This is a genomic window from Vagococcus sp. WN80Y, assembly GCF_059621045.1.
In genome coordinates this window covers 1-16,643 of record NZ_JCAQHY010000150.1, presented here as the reverse complement: position 1 = coordinate 16,643, position 16,643 = coordinate 1, and the positions used below count along the sequence as shown (strand labels likewise).

Genomic DNA, 16,643 nt, shown 5'->3' with positions numbered 1-16,643 from the left:
ACTAACTATCAAGTACGATAAAACCAGCTTTAGTTGGGTGGTCCATAATGATGTAGTTTTTGTATCTAATCATTTTGATAAATAATAAAAGATCACCGCCACATGCGACTAGATTTACTAAAGCTAAAAGGGCTGTAAAAACACTTGGTGCAATGAAGGAAATGATAACAGTGCCTGTGCCTAAAATTAGAAAAGGTAGAATTAAACCAACAAGATATTTTTTACCTGGCAAAGGGGTATCACAATGGCAAGAAGCAATCAACCAATGGAAGGTAAAATGGATATTTTTTATGTTACACTGTTTTGATAGACACCAGCCTAATCCATGTAAAAGTTCATGTATAGCTAGTGAAAGTACGAGAATTAATAGAAATTTTATAGTGAAAAAATTTCCAATAGAGGTAAGTTTACCATAATAGAGATATCTGTATACGACAACATATAGTAAAAGTGGGGGAGAAATGTAGAGAAACCCTCTAAAATTAGCTGATTTGTTAGTGAATGTTATTTCTTTAAGTTGTTTTGTGGTAGTAGTCATGATGCTTGTCCTCCTCAGTTTATTTTTATTATAATTGACATAAAAATAAAGAGGATACAATATTAGGTAAATAGGTGATTCTTATTGAAAATAGTGAAAAATGTTAAATATATGTATGTTTTAGAAGGAGGATTATGCACGAATTTGGAAAAGCTTTTAGAAGGCTAAGGAAAAACAAGGGACTTACAATGAAAGAAGTTGCGAAAGGGATCGTGAGTACACATTTTTTATCTGAGTTTGAAAAGGGGAATTCAGATATTTCATTAACAAATTTTCTAGCATTGCTGAATCGTCTTAATATCTCATTTGAAGAAATTTCGTATGCGCAGGAGTTCCCTTATTTTTCAGAGGTGGAACAGTTTGAACAAGAGTTGAGTATTTATTTTGAACAAGGGAATAAATGGTTGATTGATAAATTAAGTCAAAAATATGATAAAAAATATAAAGATGAAAAAAATGAAAGGTTTCATCACTTAAGTATAATGGCGAAAATTTTAGGTTATGGTAGTTCTTCAGTAAGTAGTGAAGAAAAAAATAAAATAGTTTCTTATGTGAAATCAATTGATGGTTGGGGGTTTTATGAATTTTTTTTATTTACAAATTTAACTTCATTATTTGATGTCCCCTATGTCAAAGCAGTGTATAAACAACAGGTAAAGAATTGTCAACAGCTTATGACAAGAACCGCCAATGCTCTGGTCCAACCGATAGAATTATTGTTACACATTTTGATTTTTTTCTATTTTCATCATGAATATAAAGAAGTGATAGTGGTTCTTGAATTAATAAAAAAATATGATGCAGGTAGTCCGCATCTTTTACGAACGATTGGTTTACGAATCTATCAAGAGTTTCTAGTGGCAGTGATTGAAGAGCAGATAGTTGACAGTGATGATGGACAGTCAGATTTAATTCTTGAATTTATTAGTTCTCTTAATGGATATGAATTGGTTGCTAATACATTGTTTCAAACTAAAACTAGAATTTACAATCAAGAGGGAATATCTTGAGTTATTTAGTTATAGAAATTTATGAGGAGATGATCAGCAACTGTTCCGTGATGTTAGTGTAGAATTCCATAGATGAAAGGAATGTGTCTGACTTTGGTGCGACAAATACAAGACCCATCAAAGAGCTAAAATATGGCAAGAAATTTATCAAAGGGGCTGTGACATAAGTGACGCCCCTCTTTTTGTTTCACGTATATTATGTGATAGACGTGTTCTAAAGGTCTGCTCATTATGTTTCACTACGCTTCGTTGTCCTAAACTTCTAAGCAACTAAAGTTGTAAGAGTTAAGGCTCTTCGATCTCAACAACTTCTAAATGCTAAAGTATTAAGAGTTACCATTATTCTTAGTACTTTAGCACCTAGAAATAAGGGACACCAAAGTTGCCGTAGTGTTCGGAGCAAAACGACTTTTGCCACAGCCTTTTTCTTATTGTGCTTGACTTAGGGAGAGGGGCATTGACTAACAGTTATTCTTTCTTAGTTTAAGCTTTTTAGTTGTTTTTTTAAGAGCAGTCGGACTTGCCCACCAACGGCTGTATCGTTCACAGAGGCATTTATTAACTCGACTTGTCCGTTATTTTTAGTCATGATGTCGGCCACAATAGATAGTCCTAAGCCAAAATGTCCACTTCCTCGATCGAAAGAAGACGTATAAAAACGCTCCGTGCCATTTTTCAAGGCTTCAGGACTAAAGCCTTCGCCAGAATCGGTAATGATCAATTGATAATCCGAGTGATGCTCCTCAAAGGAAAGTGTGATTGTACTTTGTTGAGGGGAGTAGTCAACTGCATTTTGAATAACATTTTGAAAGGCTTTAGTTATCTCTCCTGCTGAAATCAGCAAAGAGGATGTATCTTGGTTTTCTATGACAATATGGATAGCTTTCTTGGCAGCTAGGCCCTTTGCTAAACTGATCCATTCTGCAAGCAACTCAGTTGAAATAACTTCCTGTTTAGCTACTGTTGATTCAAGTCCAGAGAGCATTTTTAATTCTTCGATATATTGGCTAAGTCGTCCGACACCTTTATCAAGGTGAGAAAGTAGCTCGACTTGTTCCTCTGTCAAAGGAGTTTCTTCCAATAATTCAAGGTTGCCACTGATTAAAGTAAGGGGCGTCCGAATATCATGAGTCAGAGCTTGCAAGGTGTTTTCTTGATTTTTTTGAACGGACCACTGTTCCTGTAAGGCGCGGGCGAGTTCGTTTTTCATAACATTTAAGGAGTCTAGCACCTGATTTATTTCTAAAATAGTGCTATCAGGCACATCAAAGCTAAGGTTCATCTGCCTAATTTGATCATTGGTTTGGCTGATTTTGATGAGTTCTTTATTCACTTTTTTAGCAAAGTAACCAATAATCACAATAAAGCCAATGAGCCACAGAATGAAAGAAAGACAATAAAACAATAACTCGGCTTTTGGTAAGTAGTCTCTCAGTGTGGGTGAAACAAAATCACTCATCATTTGATAAGAAAGAACCATATCTTGAGAGTGGCCTTTTAAGTAAACAAATTTTTTTGACCCGAGAAAGCCTGTTGATTGAGCACGGCCTTCTTCTTTCGCTTTTTTTACGTAAGAAAGCTCCTTTTTGGGAATGGTGCTTATCAGAACCTTCCCTGATTTATCTTCTAACTGAGCCGTATATAAGCTTGGAAGCTCACTGATGTTGAACGTGTCATTAGCAAGCTGCTCATTGATAGACTGAACGCTTGATTCAGGATAGTCTGCGGGATAAGTCAAGTTATAGGTAATGGAGAATGTCACTAATAATAGCAGAAAAACAATGATCGCAGCAGACCAAATAAGTTCAAAAATAACGAATTGCGTCAGGACACTCTTTAATGTTCTATTGCCCATTTATAGCCAATCCCCCAAACTGTTTGTATTGGATTTACATCTAAAAGCTTAAATTTTTGCCTAATCTGCTTAACTCTTTCAGTAATAGTCGATTGACTATCGCCAGTGGCATCGTACCCGTAGACAGAAATGTAGATGTCTTCTTTAGAAAAGACTTGTCCTTTGTTTTTTAATAAAAAGAGACAAAGCTTGAACTCGCTTGCGGTCAAAAGTAGTTCTTTTTCGCCAACGAAGAACGTTTTTTGAATTAAATCACAACCGATTGTACCATCCATCAATCGAGAATGTTTTTCTCTGGTTTCCCGTCTAAGATGTGCAGCCACCCGAGCACGCAATTCCTTGATTGAAAAAGGCTTTGTGATATAATCATCGCCACCTGAAGCAAAGCCTTCTAATTTATCTTGTTCAAAATCTTTAGCTGTTAAAAATAAAACTGGGGCATCGATTAAGTGTCGATGCTCTCTTAAAAAGCTAAAGCCATCAATCTCGGGCATCATCACATCTAAAAGTAATAAATCACAGGTAGCCAGGTCTTTCGAGCTGACATCTTTTGCAGAATGCCGACTTACCACCTGATACAGATCTTTTTCCAGAGCTCTGCGAATCAACTCTAATAAGTCTAAGTCATCATCAATTACTAAAATACAAGCCATCATTAATCCTCCAAATTTCGTTTACCTTCCCATCTATTGTACCAAAAAATTAGTAGTAATAAGAGCACAATTGACAGAAGTAGAGTCATTGGAATGAGTTTCACCAATAGATCAGTCGCCATTTTAGGAGCAGTACCTGTTAGCAGTGTCCGTGCGGGAATCAGCCCAAAAACAGCACGTGGCATCCAAGTTGGCGGCACCAAAACCCACAGCTCTCCGCCTAAATTAGTCGTTCCCATTAGAATTCCCACAAGTAAAAAGAGAATCGCAGCAGTCAAAGTGCCCGTCATATCGAATTGATAGGCCGTCCAGATATAAATAAATATGAATGGGATCGTTAACAAGACGATATAGAAAAGATAGAGACCTAGTTGGGAAAAAGTTAGCCAGTTTCCGCGGAAGATAACTTGCATACTCGTGAAAGTAATCGTTGCTAGCAGTTCAACACCTAACAATATCACGAGAAGTAAGAGAGCTTTTGAACAGACCATCTTTGTTCTAGAACCCCCGATCTTTAGCTCATTAGCAAAGTTTCCAGCTTTTTTATCTAGTTGAATAATTAAGACAATCACGACACTTGAGATGAATTGAATAGCTAAGCCTAAGAAGAGAAAGAAATTCATATATTCTTGCTCAACAACTGCCTGTTCGGTGTGAGAAATGGCAAAATAGCCAAACATGATTAACCCATACAGAATGGGCAAACAAACGAGCATCGGTCTGATAGCGGTTCGTTTTGTTTTTAGCCAATGGGCGTAGAGTAGTTTAAGCATTTTTTTCACACCTTTCCTTTAGAATATAAACAAGACCTCCGAAAAGGATGAAGAGACCGATACCTAGGCCACAAACCAAGGTAATGGCGTGTGTGTCTAATAAATAACTATTGGCTTCAAGAAGTGTGCCATTTGGATGGATTCCTAGTGTCGCAGCCATTGCCCGTAAGCTATAGCTCCAAGGGAAAAGAACCCACCATGATTCGATTGCGACCGTGGCACCAATGACACTCAAGATAAAGTTTACCAGGATTACGACAAAATAATTGCTAAACTGATAGATAAGAAAGCTAAGTGGGATTAGTGGCAAGCTTCCGATGAACAAATAGCCAGTCGCTCGTAAGACACGTAGATAATCTAAAGGATCGTGAAGGAGTCCCTTCCCAATTGCCAAGATCACTAAAAATGACATCAATAAAATAGCACCGAGCTCTAGAGCAACTATCACTAGTTTGGCGAGGTAAAGCTTACCTGTAGAAATATCTAACGTGCGGTAAAAAAGGTCATTCTTATGTTTTTTCTCCTTCAGCAAGTTATTGCATGCAAGTATGCTGATAAATAAAGGCAAGATAAGTAATGGGTACCAGTTATAGGCAGTTGTCACTAAGTAGCTGTGACCATCGGCTTGAGTTCCCATTGTAAACGTCATTAATAAACTAAAACTGATAAAAATTAGTGGGATGATTAAAAATAGTTTTCTATTTGTAGAGCGTTTTTCTTTCAGCCATTCAGCTTTGATTAGAGCCATTAACCTTTCACCTCTTTCGTTGTTTTTCGGACAATCGTCATAAATAATTCCTCTAAGTCATGTTCATTTTGATTGTTTTTGCCTTCAAAGCCTAGCTGACCTTGGGAGATAATCCCGATATCATCTGCAACGTGTTGAACTTCTGACAACATATGACTCGATAGAATTACCGTAATTCCTTTGGTAGGAAAGGTCCGAATCAATTCTCTCAATTCTTGAATCCCAATTGGATCTAAGCCGTTTGTTGGTTCATCTAGAATCAACAGCTTCGGACTGTTTAAAAGAGCCATGCCGATTCCTAATCGTTGCTTCATTCCCAATGAAAAGTTTTTAGCGATTTTTTTACCAGTCTGTGATAATCCGACAATGGCTAAAACCTCATCAATTCTTTTTTCAGGTAGCTTTAAAAGCAGAGCTAGAACTTCCAAGTTTTCATAGGCAGTTAGATTGTCGTAAATCGCTGGCCCTTCAATCATGGAGCCGATCATCTGCAAATCACTGCGCTGCCAGTTGCGGCCCTCCACTAGAATGTCGCCACTAGAAGGCTTAAGAACACCTGTAATTAATTTTAGTAAGGTTGATTTTCCAGCGCCATTAGGTCCAAGTAGTCCGTATACAGACTGTTCTCTGACATGGATGGAAATATCAGTTAAGACCTGTTCATCTTTAAAATTTTTAGAGAGCTTCTTCGTTTCAATTATGTTTGTCATTTGTTATTCCTCCTATGAATCAAGAATAACGAGTAATTATAATTAAACTATAATTAAGTGATTTTTTTTGCGATTTATGAGAAAAAGCTTAAATTTATCATCGCTACGATTATTTGGTTGTATTAACTGGTGGAATCACTTATACTATTACTATTGTTTATAGAATTATAGTGATTTTTTTGGAGAGGATGAAAGTTAATGGCAGTATATGCACTCATTAGTGTGTCATTTCTAATGTTAATGTATCTGTTACAGAAAAAGGTTATTTGGTTTAGGAGGCCCTTGTTAGTTGGCTACGTTGTGTTTCAATTAACGTATCTTATTTGGAGAGTTACTAGTACGATTCCAACGAAAGATATTCCGAGTATCGTAGCTGGAGTGAGTTTATATACAGCTGAATTAATGGGATTTGTTCAGGCGATTTCGCTGGTGGTTTTATTCTGGACGCCCTATAAAAGACAGAGTCGTTATCTGACGGAAGAGGATTATCATCCAACTGTTGATTTATTAATTGCGACCTATAATGAAAGTGAGTCGATTTTGGCTACGACTATTGTGGGTGCATTGGCTATTGACTATCCGAAAGAGAAACTTAGAATTATTTTATGTGACGATGGTAATCGGGAATCAGTTAAAAAACTCGCTGCAGTTCATGGGATTGATTATATCGCTCGTCCCTCAAATGAGCATGCCAAGGCTGGAAATCTCAATTATGCGTTGACGCAAACAACCGGGGAAATTGTGGTCACCCAAGATGCCGACATGATTCCTAAACAAGATTTTTTAATCAAAACGCTGGCTTATTTCGATGATGAGAAAGTGGGATTTGTGCAATCGCCTCAAACTTTTTATAATGCGGACATTTTTCAACATAATCTTTATTTAGATAATCAGGTTAACAACGAGCAGGACTTTTTTATGCGCAGTTTACAGGAGGCGAAGGATCGGTTCAATGCTATTATTTATATTGGCAGTAATGCTCTTTTTCGCCGAGAAGCGCTGGAGTCGATAGGTGGATTTACAACAGGCGTCATAACAGAAGACATGGCAACAGGGTTATTATTAGCGAATGACGGCTGGAAAAGTGTCTATGTTAACGAAAGCTTAGCCGCTGGTTTGTCAGCGGAAACCTTGTCTGATTATATGAAACAACGTGATCGTTGGGGACGTGGCAATATTCAGGTAATCAAAAAGTACCCACTGAAACGGTTAAAAAATTTGTCGTTTGTCCAAAAATGGATGTATCTGGACGGTGTTCTCTATTGGTTATCTGGTGTGTACAAGCTGATTTATTTAATATTACCAACACTCTATATTTTGTTTGGCATCACGAGCTTACAGACGAGCTTAGAAGAGTTAATTGTCTATTGGTTGCCGGCGTTTTTATCTAGCCAATTAATGTTTAAGGCCATTACTCGTAACCGACATACAACCTTAATGAGTTACATCTATGAATTATCAGTCGCGCCGCAAGTTTTTTGGTCTGTTTTTAAAGAGCTGTTAATTAGCCCCAAGAAAAATAAGCAGTTCCACGTAACGATTAAGGGTGTAAGCTCGAATTCATCCTACTTTGATTGGCGAAATTGTGTCCCACAATTATTATTACTAACTCTCAATATTGCGGCAATTGCTGCAACGATGTATAAGTATTTTGTCTACGACTATTCGTGGCAAGAAGTTATTACGCTTAATTTATATTGGAATTTGTACAATATTATGGTTCTGACGATTACGATACTAGTTGCAGTCGAGCGTCCCCGCTTACCGTTAATTATGGAGTTGAATAGTGACGGGAGTTTGCTGGGGAGTGGCGATCAGGTATTGCCTGTTACCGTTGTCGCAATTAGTCAAAGAAGACTTGTTTTAAGCCTTTCTCAAGAATGCTTACAGGCTATTAATGAGGAGCTAAAAACAACTAAATGGTCGATTTCTTTTGAAGGGTTAGAAACAGTTTCCCTGAGATATGTGCGACAAAAAGCGATTAAAGAGGAACAATTACTCGTATTTAAACGAAGACGAATTAGCAAGAACAATTATTATAAATGGTTATTACTTATTTTTTCAAACCCAGAGATTTCCTTGGGGAATGTCAATGATAACCTACCAAATCGCTTAAGAACCTTGAAAAAACACTTTGATAATAAAAAATATGCCAAAAAGATGGAAGGTCTCCTGCTTAGAGAGCAAAAGTAACATGGAAAGTTAAAAGGTGAGTCGAAAGTAATTCCTACTTTCGGCTCACCTTTTATTATCTCTCATTATTTACTGACTAAAATACTCATCAAGTGCCTCAGATACAGCTGAGGCAACTTGTCTTTGGAATTTTTTTGTTTTAAAGGTATGAGCATCATTGTCATTATTCATATAACCTAGCTCAAGTAGTAGCGCAGGGCGCTCATTTTCTCTCAGAATTTGGTAATCACCGATGTCAATTCCACGGTTATCTAAAGGAAGTTCTTTCTCTAGGTGGCGGTTGACGGTTTCTGCTAGTTTCAAATCATTTTCATCAGAATAATAGGTAGTAAAACCAGTTGCTTCATTGCTTCTTTCTGTCGAATCATAGTGGAAGCTGATAAAAGCATCAGCTCGTTTTCGGTTACTGATTAACGCAATATCGCCTAATTCAACTAAGCTATCATCGTCTCGAGTCAGAATAACATTGGCCCCTAATTCCTTGAGTGCTGCTTCTACATAATGGGCAGTAGCGAGAGTGACGATTTTTTCAGAGATTGTTTCGTCATTACTTTGAGCACCAACGTCACTACCTCCATGACCAGGGTCTAGGACAATCGTTGCTTCGGCAATGGAGCTAGCCTTTTTGGTATTTTTACCGACTTTTTCAAAACTCACTACCCAATTGGCAACATAACCTGTGGCGCCTGTTTTTGTTTCAACTTGATACCATTGGCCATCACGTTTTTTAAAGGTCAGTTCTTCGCCAGCTTTTAAGGTAGCCACCACACCTGATTCAATTGTAGGTGAGGCCCTCACTTTAGCATTATCGTCGCGAGCAAAAAGCTGATCTGTATCAATCACTTCTTTTTCTTCCTTAGTAGGGGCTCCTAGAGTCAGAAGCTTAGAATAAATCCACCCCTTCTTTTTCCCAACAGAGACGTTTGACCAACCATTTTTCTCTGAGGTGATCGTGACGGTTTTGCCTTTTTTCAAGGTTTTAACCACGTCTGAATCTAGATTAGGGCTTTCACGTAATTTAGTGTCAGCAGTATTAATAGTAGCAATTTGATTGGTTGGCGGACTATCTTGACTATCGTCGAAGAGCCAGCTAGCTACCCAGCCCGTTTGCCGACTTTTTAAGCGAACTTGGTACCATTGTTTTTTTTCTTTTAAGATGACCAATTTGTCCCCACGTTGAACCTGAGTTGAAATTTCATTGTCAATACCAGGACCAGTTCGCACATTCATGGCGATTGAGGTAACGGTAATAACTTTATTTTTGCCAAAGCTCATAAATGCCAAAGCGACCACAATGATAATCGCCGCATTGAGAATAATAAGCTGATGTTTTATATAAAAATCTAAATACTTTTTCACACTATTTTTCCTCACTTAACTTGTCTTAGAAAGAGATAGGACAGAAAGCCCATCCTTATTTGTTAGGTAGTAGTTTCCTAATAGTCTAAAGTCAAACAATGCTTGGTAGCATGTCAGCAATTGACCAATAGTATCAAGTAATGCACAAATACTTTTTCTATTATACCAAAGTTTCAGTCAGATAACCTAGCTTAAGGTGATTCGTTATCAAAACTACATCAAGTTGTAACACTGTCATTGGGTTAGAGCCAAATAACTATTATGGGGGATCGTTTATGATTGGTAAGGTGAAATTTTATTATATTTGTCCCACTAATTACATAAATTATGGTAAAATTAACATTATGTTTAATAAACCATGTTAATTGTAAATGTGATAAGACATTCATCTATCTTATCGATCGAAAAACACTCTTTTTTCGAAATAAGGGCCGTGGTTTATTTAATTGCCACTTCATAGGTCTTTTGGTTCGTAAATAGGGTGTTTAATGAAGTGGTATGTAGCAAGATAACTAATTACTAAAGCACTCTGAATCAAAGAAAAGCTATTTAAGAAGCAATCAAAATTATCCAATCAGTGACGAATAATAAAACGCTAGCGGAAAAACTAAGGAGGTTCTAATGAAAATTGACTATGATAAAAAAAAGAACGATATAAATGAGGATTATCTAAAAAAGACTCAAAAATTAGAAGAAATGTTGACCACTATTTCGGAAGAAAAACAGAATTTTTTTCATTATTTAGACGATTTTGCCGAGAGAATACGATATACCGCACAGCAAAAGGCTGATAAGTCTGCTTCTCATCAACAAGAGTCGCAAGAAGAAGGGCAAGTACCGACTCAAAAACTACGCACAGATATTAAATCTCAACTAGAAGATAATCAAGCTGTCTATCAACAGTTACTACAAGTCTATGAAGACGTAGCTAAACCAAAAAAACGTTGAACCAACAGCTTACATTATTAGTAAGGAGAGATTAAGGTAGATAAATTCATAGGTCTTGTCTCTGTCTCAATTAAGAAAAACTTGACATTTTAAGCCTCATCTAGTAAGTTAGATAATAATACATAAGAAATCAATGATAGAGACAGTAACTTTTTCTTTTTAATGCAGAGAGACTTATCGTGGCTGAAAGTAAGTCTAAAAAGAGACCAGTGAAGGACACTCTGGAGATGAATAGTGCAAAGCTATTCCGTTGCGAGCGTTAATCGTTAAAGTGGAAAGAGCAATCTTTCAATCTAGGTGGTACCACGTATGTCTACATTCGTCCTTGTTTATTTAATTAAACAAGGACTTTTTTCGTTTTTTAAAGACTTACAAGGCTGATTATCGTTAAGATAGTGTGGCCAAATGACATAATTAAAAGAGAGGGGTCTTATCAATGGCTTATCAAAAACCAAAAGGCACAGCCGATATTTTACCGGGAGAATCAGAGAAGTGGCAATTTGTTGAAGAGACAGCGCGTTTACTTTTCAAGGATTACGAATTTCATGAAATTCGCACACCGATTTTTGAGCACTATGAAGTGATTTCTCGCAGCGTGGGAGATACGACGGACATCGTTTCTAAAGAGATGTATGATTTTCATGATAAAGCCAACCGTCACATTACACTACGACCTGAGGGAACGGCGCCAGTCGTTCGGTCGTTTGTTGAAAATAAGTTGTTTGGACCTGAATTTCAAACGCCATTTAAAACCTATTACATGGGGCCAATGTTTCGTTATGAGCGTCCGCAAGCAGGACGTTTGCGTCAGTTCCACCAAATCGGGGTAGAGGTATTTGGCAGTGACAATCCTGCGACAGACGTGGAAACAATGATGATGGCGATGGATTTTTATGAGCAACTTGGTGTAGAGCACATTCGTTTAGTGGTTAATTCCTTAGGGTCAAGAGAAGACCGTCAAGCTTATCGTCAAGCGTTAATTGATTATTTAGAGCCTCATTTTGATGGATTGAGTGCGGATTCGCAAACCCGTTTGCATAATAATCCTTTGCGAGTTTTAGATAGTAAGGATAAAAAAGATCAGGTGATTGTCGAAAATGCGCCATCTATTTTAGATTATTTAGGAGAAGAATCAGCGGCGTTTTTCAATCAAGTTAAAGAGATGCTGACGGCATTAAACGTAGACTTTGAAATTGACCATAGAATGGTTCGAGGCTTGGATTATTACAATCACACTATTTTTGAAATTATGAGTGATGCGCCAGGCTTTGGTGGTGCCATTACAACTATTTGTGCAGGGGGTCGGTACGACGGCCTAGTGGCAGATTTAGGTGGACCAGAAACCCCTGGCTTCGGCTTTGCCTTAGGGATTGAGCGTGCGATTATCACAATTGAAGCAGAAGGTGTGGAAATTCCGCAATTGAATCAGGTTGATGCTTATGTGGTTGCCTTAGGGGAAAAGACCAATCTTGAGGCGTTAAAACTAGTTCAAAGTGTTCGCCGAGCTGGTTTTTCAGCTGAACGTGATTTCATGAATCGAAAGGCGAAAGCCCAATTCAAATCGGCAAATAAATTAAATGCCACGCTTGTTTTAACCCTAGGGGAAACGGAATTGGCAGAAGGACATGTGACGATTAAGCAAATGGCGACTGGTAAAGAAAAGAAGGTGCCATTGATGGATGTTTATACTCGTTTTGCTGATGTGTATGATGAGTTAACAGAGGCTTAAAAAATGACAATTGATCAGTGAAGGGAAGAATTTATAATGGCAAAAAGAACAAATTATTGTGGCGATATTTCTAAAAAAGACTTAGGCCAGATTGTAACGCTTAAAGGCTGGGTTCGCAAACGTCGTGATCACGGTGGGGTTATTTTTATCGATTTAAGAGATAGAGAAGGGTTTGCACAGGTTGTTTTTAACCCTGAAAAATCTCGCGCGGCATGGGAGATTGCTGATACATGTCGGACTGAGTACGTCATTGAAATCACAGGTGAAGTGATTAACCGTGACCCAGAGGCAATCAATCCGAAGATGAAGACGGGTGAATTTGAAATCATGGCAACAGAGATTGAGATTTTAAATACCTCAAAAACAGTGCCATTTGGGATTGAAGATGGGACTCCAAGTAATGATGAACTTCGTTTGAAATACCGTTACCTAGACTTACGTCGTCCGGAGATGCTTGCGACAATGCGTCTTCGTCATGAGGTGACAAAGTCAGTCCGTCATTTCTTAGATGACAATGAATTTATTGATGTTGAAACCCCCTATTTAAATAAATCAACACCAGAAGGCGCCCGTGATTATTTGGTCCCTTCACGGATTCAAGCCGGTCATTTTTATGCACTGCCACAATCGCCACAAATTACGAAACAATTGCTGATGGCGGCTGGCTTTGATCGTTATTATCAAATCGTTCGTTGCTTCCGTGACGAAGATTTACGTGGTGACCGTCAACCAGAATTCACACAAATTGACATTGAAACGTCCTTTTTAACACCAGAGGAAATTCAAGATTACACTGAAAAAATGCTGGCAAAGGTTATGAAGGATGTTCGCGGAATTGAGATTCCCACACCGTTTCCACGCATGAGCTACGATGATGCCATGGCTCGTTTTGGAAATGACAAGCCTGATACACGTTTTGGTATGGAGCTGATTGATTTAGCTGACGTGGTAAAAGAGGTTGAATTCAAGGTCTTCCAAATGGCTCTACAAGCTGGTGGTCAAGTGAAAGCTATCGTAGCTAAAGGGGCTGCTGACAAGTATTCCCGTAAGGATATGGATAATCTTGGCACGTTTATTAGCCAGTATGGTGCCAAAGGTTTGGCGTGGTTAAAGGTTGAAGCAGACGGACTTAAAGGCCCAATTGCCAAATTCTTAACGGATATTGAAGCTGAGCTGATCGCCAAAGCAGGCGCAGAAGTTGGCGATATCATCATGTTCTCGGCAGATAAAGCAGAGGTTGTTGCGGCATCATTAGGTGCTTTGCGCAGTCGTTTAGGTAAAGAGTTAGAGCTGATTGACGAGTCAAAATTCAATTTCTTGTGGGTAGTTGATTGGCCGTTATTAGAGTATGACGATGAAGCTAAACGCTTCACCTCTGCTCACCATCCATTTACGATGCCGAAAGAGAGCGACCTACCGTTGATGGACACAGCACCAGAAAAGGTTTATGCAGAAGCTTATGATGTTGTTTTAAATGGCTATGAACTGGGAGGCGGCTCAACACGGATTCACAAGCGTGAGGTTCAAGAGAAGATGTTTGAAGTTCTTGGCTTTACTAAAGAAGAGGCTGAGGAGCAATTTGGTTTCTTACTAGATGCACTAGAATACGGCTTCCCACCACACGGCGGAATTGCCTTAGGTCTGGATCGTTTGGCAATGCTTTTAGCTGAAAAAGACAACATTCGTGAAGTGATTGCCTTCCCTAAAAATAATCGAGCAATTGATCCGATGAATGAAGCACCAGGTAAAGTGTCACCTGCTCAGCTCTTTGAGTTAAGCTTAGATGTGACGGTTTCTGACGAATAAGTAAAGCCGATAGTTTGGCTGGCGATATAGGAAGGCCTTTTCAAGATATTCTTTTCAGAGAATATACAAGGAGAAAAGCTCTTTTTCTCGCTTAGTGGACAGACAAAAGCAATGATTAATGAGATAAAAATACAAAGAAGCATGATGAAGTACCGCTCAATTATTTTTGATAATACTGATAAAAATTAACTGAATAATATCTGTGTGGTAATATTGTTTTGAAAAGAAAATATTTAATTTATAGAGTTAAGATAATCGACTAATTAACTCAAAAACGATTAAAAGTACCATTAAGACTAAAGAAATTAAAAAGACTCCAGAAAAAGAGTTCATCAAAACGATGATGTCATTTCTGGAGTCTTTTTAGGCTAATTGATTGAAAAGAATTTCATTCGTAAAAAGGTGTTTTCTTTTATATCGGTTGATTTGTGGTACCAGCCTTTTAAAAAGTTCTGATTCAACATGGCTATTCAAAATGGACAGCATCTGAGTGGTCGATAACCAAATCGGAAGCCATACAATTAGGTTCTTCCTTTTTTAAACTCTTGCTACAAAGAACTTCCTTTTGACGAACACTCTCTTTCTATAATCTTCTGTAATTAATTAAGGATAGCGATTCTCTTCACCCGCTAGTCTAAGGTTAGCAGGTTTTGTTTTAGTTGTTCCTTCTTGTTTTTATTCAAACATCTGTAATTGACAGGAATGGATGAAAGAATAAGGTTGAGTCCAACAGTTTTCATTAGCGTAATTACAGGAGAGTTGGTAGTAATGAGCATTATTTTAAACGGTTACTTTTTGATGAGCTGATCTTGATAAAAAATAAACTCATTGTATTAATTTTCACAGTTCATTAGGATTTGTATTTTGAGTGTTAAATGAAAGGTTAGATGCTTAATACGGTCTGATATCAATAATAAATTTTCTGTTGTTTTTTTTGTTATACCGAAAATATATGGGAAGCTGTTATCTATGAGATACGCGTTATTTTTTAGGTTCTATGACAAGCGCTGTATAAGTAAGTTTTAGTATCTTAGTCATCGTTCATACAGTCTTTTACAATAGGTCAATTAGCTAGACTTTTAGGTACGGATATAAACACTCGTCAAAACAGCTGCATTTTGAGCCTCACTTTTAAGTGAGGATGGAAAAAAGGGGGATGTCACTCTCCCTTCTTTTTCATGTATATTGCGAGATAAACGCTTTCCAAAAGTTCGCTTACTACGCTTCGTTGTCCTAAACTTCTAGGCAACTAAAGTTGCAAGAGTTAAGGCTCTTTGATCTCAACAATGTCTAAGTGCTAAAGCGTTTAGATGTTGAAGGTACGGCAATTTTTTTGAACCTGAGTAATCGAAATTACTGATTGTTCGGGTTCTTCGAGATCGCTCGGAGCAGAGTTATTTCTGTCATAGTTCCCATTACTATATGTTTGTTCTATTAAAAAAACTTTCCAATCGCAGACGTTAACGAAGAGAAAAGTTCTATAAATGATGTTATTTAATAAATAAAAGTATTGACAGCGTTTTCGTTTAATTGTACACTGTGGGCGTTAGGAACGACCCAGACAATTACATACAAACCATTGGCTACTGTCTCCGGGGTTGGCGCCCCAGAGCTAGTATGAAGCCTTGACCAATCAGCATAACCTGACTAATCAAGCACCAATAGGCTAACGCCGAAGCGCTAACACCTCTCATTATACGTAACCTTGACTTGTTTTTCTAGTCTTTTTTAAGTAACGAATAAAAGAGAGGCAGATGGGGACCCATCGAGCGGCTTATTTACGGCTGGATTCTATCCATTTTAGCGACTATTGAAGCGATATTAGACATGACGTCTGATATCGCTTTTTTTGTGGAGTGCGTTTGTCGTACAATATACGTGATACAAAAAAGGATCGTGATTTATATCACAATGCCAATCAAGTTAGCGCTAGGTTTGTATGTTTGAGAAAGGGAAGTGGGCTGACGAGCTCTTTAACTGAGTATGACAAGCTATAGATTGTCACCCTCAGTTAGGCCTAATAAGACGTAATCGAGACTATCAGCTGATGGTTGTATATGCCCTACCAAACTTAGGAGGAGGATGCACATGTTAACCCTCAATATGGGATCTGCCTTAGCGATTGTCGTACTGATCATGCTAGTCGGCGATCTGATCTCAACTTTTTCAAAAGGCCGTGTGCCACAAATGTTAGTGGTAGCTGTTATTTTTTTAGTTGGATTTTGGACGATTTTTCCGAAAGATATCTTAGAGATATCCGGAATCAAAACCTTATCCGATATTATGATTTCCTTTATTTTAATTCACGTCGGCACCATGTT

General features: G+C 37.9%; 12 protein-coding genes, 1 pseudogene and 1 other annotated feature. Of the genes and pseudogenes, 6 read left to right on the top strand and 7 right to left on the bottom strand.

Annotated features, from left to right (window positions below; translation table 11 throughout):
- Nucleotide 1: 1 nt before the first annotated feature.
- A complete protein-coding gene (locus tag AC5KOD_RS10970; protein ID WP_496914602.1) occupies nucleotides 2–538 on the bottom strand; it encodes a DUF3267 domain-containing protein in 537 nt (178 codons plus the stop codon).
- Between the two features lie 134 nt (nucleotides 539–672).
- Here AC5KOD_RS10970 and AC5KOD_RS10965 point away from each other — a divergent pair, with 134 nt between their 5' ends.
- The gene (locus AC5KOD_RS10965) at nucleotides 673–1,548 is read left to right on the top strand and encodes a helix-turn-helix domain-containing protein (RefSeq protein WP_496914601.1); all 876 of its coding nucleotides are present in this window, start codon (nucleotides 673–675) and stop codon (nucleotides 1,546–1,548) included.
- Between the two features lie 478 nt (nucleotides 1,549–2,026).
- Here the strand turns inward: AC5KOD_RS10965 and AC5KOD_RS10960 are convergent, their stop codons facing one another.
- The 5 genes from AC5KOD_RS10960 to AC5KOD_RS10940 are packed head-to-tail and all read right to left on the bottom strand — an operon-like array spanning nucleotide 2,027 to nucleotide 6,287.
- The gene (locus AC5KOD_RS10960) at nucleotides 2,027–3,403 is read right to left on the bottom strand and encodes a HAMP domain-containing sensor histidine kinase (protein ID WP_496914600.1); all 1,377 of its coding nucleotides are present in this window, start codon (nucleotides 3,401–3,403) and stop codon (nucleotides 2,027–2,029) included.
- The gene (locus AC5KOD_RS10955) at nucleotides 3,385–4,056 is read right to left on the bottom strand and encodes a response regulator transcription factor (protein ID WP_496914599.1); all 672 of its coding nucleotides are present in this window, start codon (nucleotides 4,054–4,056) and stop codon (nucleotides 3,385–3,387) included. The genes AC5KOD_RS10960 and AC5KOD_RS10955 overlap by 19 nt, the downstream gene beginning before the upstream one ends.
- Nucleotides 4,057–4,058: 2 nt before the next feature.
- Nucleotides 4,059–4,829, bottom strand: a complete 771-nt coding sequence (locus tag AC5KOD_RS10950) for an ABC-2 family transporter permease (RefSeq protein ID WP_496914598.1) — start codon at nucleotides 4,827–4,829, stop codon at nucleotides 4,059–4,061.
- A complete protein-coding gene (locus AC5KOD_RS10945) occupies nucleotides 4,822–5,577 on the bottom strand; it encodes a lantibiotic immunity ABC transporter MutE/EpiE family permease subunit (protein WP_496914597.1) in 756 nt (251 codons plus the stop codon). Before AC5KOD_RS10945 ends, AC5KOD_RS10950 begins: the two co-directional genes overlap by 8 nt.
- A complete protein-coding gene (locus tag AC5KOD_RS10940) occupies nucleotides 5,577–6,287 on the bottom strand; it encodes a lantibiotic protection ABC transporter ATP-binding protein (protein WP_496914596.1) in 711 nt (236 codons plus the stop codon). Before AC5KOD_RS10940 ends, AC5KOD_RS10945 begins: the two co-directional genes overlap by 1 nt.
- A gap of 198 nt (nucleotides 6,288–6,485) precedes the next feature.
- On the opposite strand from AC5KOD_RS10940, the gene AC5KOD_RS10935 reads away from it, so the two are divergent.
- Nucleotides 6,486–8,480 carry a glycosyltransferase family 2 protein gene (locus AC5KOD_RS10935; RefSeq protein WP_496914595.1) on the top strand — a complete coding sequence of 665 codons (1,995 nt, stop codon included), beginning with the start codon at nucleotides 6,486–6,488 and terminating at the stop codon, nucleotides 8,478–8,480.
- Nucleotides 8,481–8,549: 69 nt separating this feature from the next.
- Here the strand turns inward: AC5KOD_RS10935 and AC5KOD_RS10930 are convergent, their stop codons facing one another.
- A complete protein-coding gene (locus tag AC5KOD_RS10930) occupies nucleotides 8,550–9,839 on the bottom strand; it encodes an N-acetylmuramoyl-L-alanine amidase family protein (protein ID WP_496914594.1) in 1,290 nt (429 codons plus the stop codon).
- A gap of 621 nt (nucleotides 9,840–10,460) precedes the next feature.
- Here AC5KOD_RS10930 and AC5KOD_RS10925 point away from each other — a divergent pair.
- The 4 genes and pseudogenes from AC5KOD_RS10925 to AC5KOD_RS10910 all read left to right on the top strand — a co-directional run.
- The gene (locus AC5KOD_RS10925) at nucleotides 10,461–10,787 is read left to right on the top strand and encodes a hypothetical protein (RefSeq protein ID WP_496914593.1); all 327 of its coding nucleotides are present in this window, start codon (nucleotides 10,461–10,463) and stop codon (nucleotides 10,785–10,787) included.
- A gap of 124 nt (nucleotides 10,788–10,911) precedes the next feature.
- Nucleotides 10,912–11,117: a binding site (T-box leader), on the top strand.
- A 106-nt stretch (nucleotides 11,118–11,223) separates the two neighbouring features.
- Nucleotides 11,224–12,516 carry a histidine--tRNA ligase gene (gene hisS, locus AC5KOD_RS10920; RefSeq protein ID WP_496914592.1) on the top strand — a complete coding sequence of 431 codons (1,293 nt, stop codon included), beginning with the start codon at nucleotides 11,224–11,226 and terminating at the stop codon, nucleotides 12,514–12,516.
- A gap of 36 nt (nucleotides 12,517–12,552) precedes the next feature.
- The gene (aspS, locus tag AC5KOD_RS10915; RefSeq protein ID WP_496914591.1) at nucleotides 12,553–14,322 is read left to right on the top strand and encodes an aspartate--tRNA ligase; all 1,770 of its coding nucleotides are present in this window, start codon (nucleotides 12,553–12,555) and stop codon (nucleotides 14,320–14,322) included.
- A gap of 2,088 nt (nucleotides 14,323–16,410) precedes the next feature.
- A pseudogene (locus AC5KOD_RS10910) lies at nucleotides 16,411–16,643 on the top strand (hypothetical protein); the annotation flags it as partial.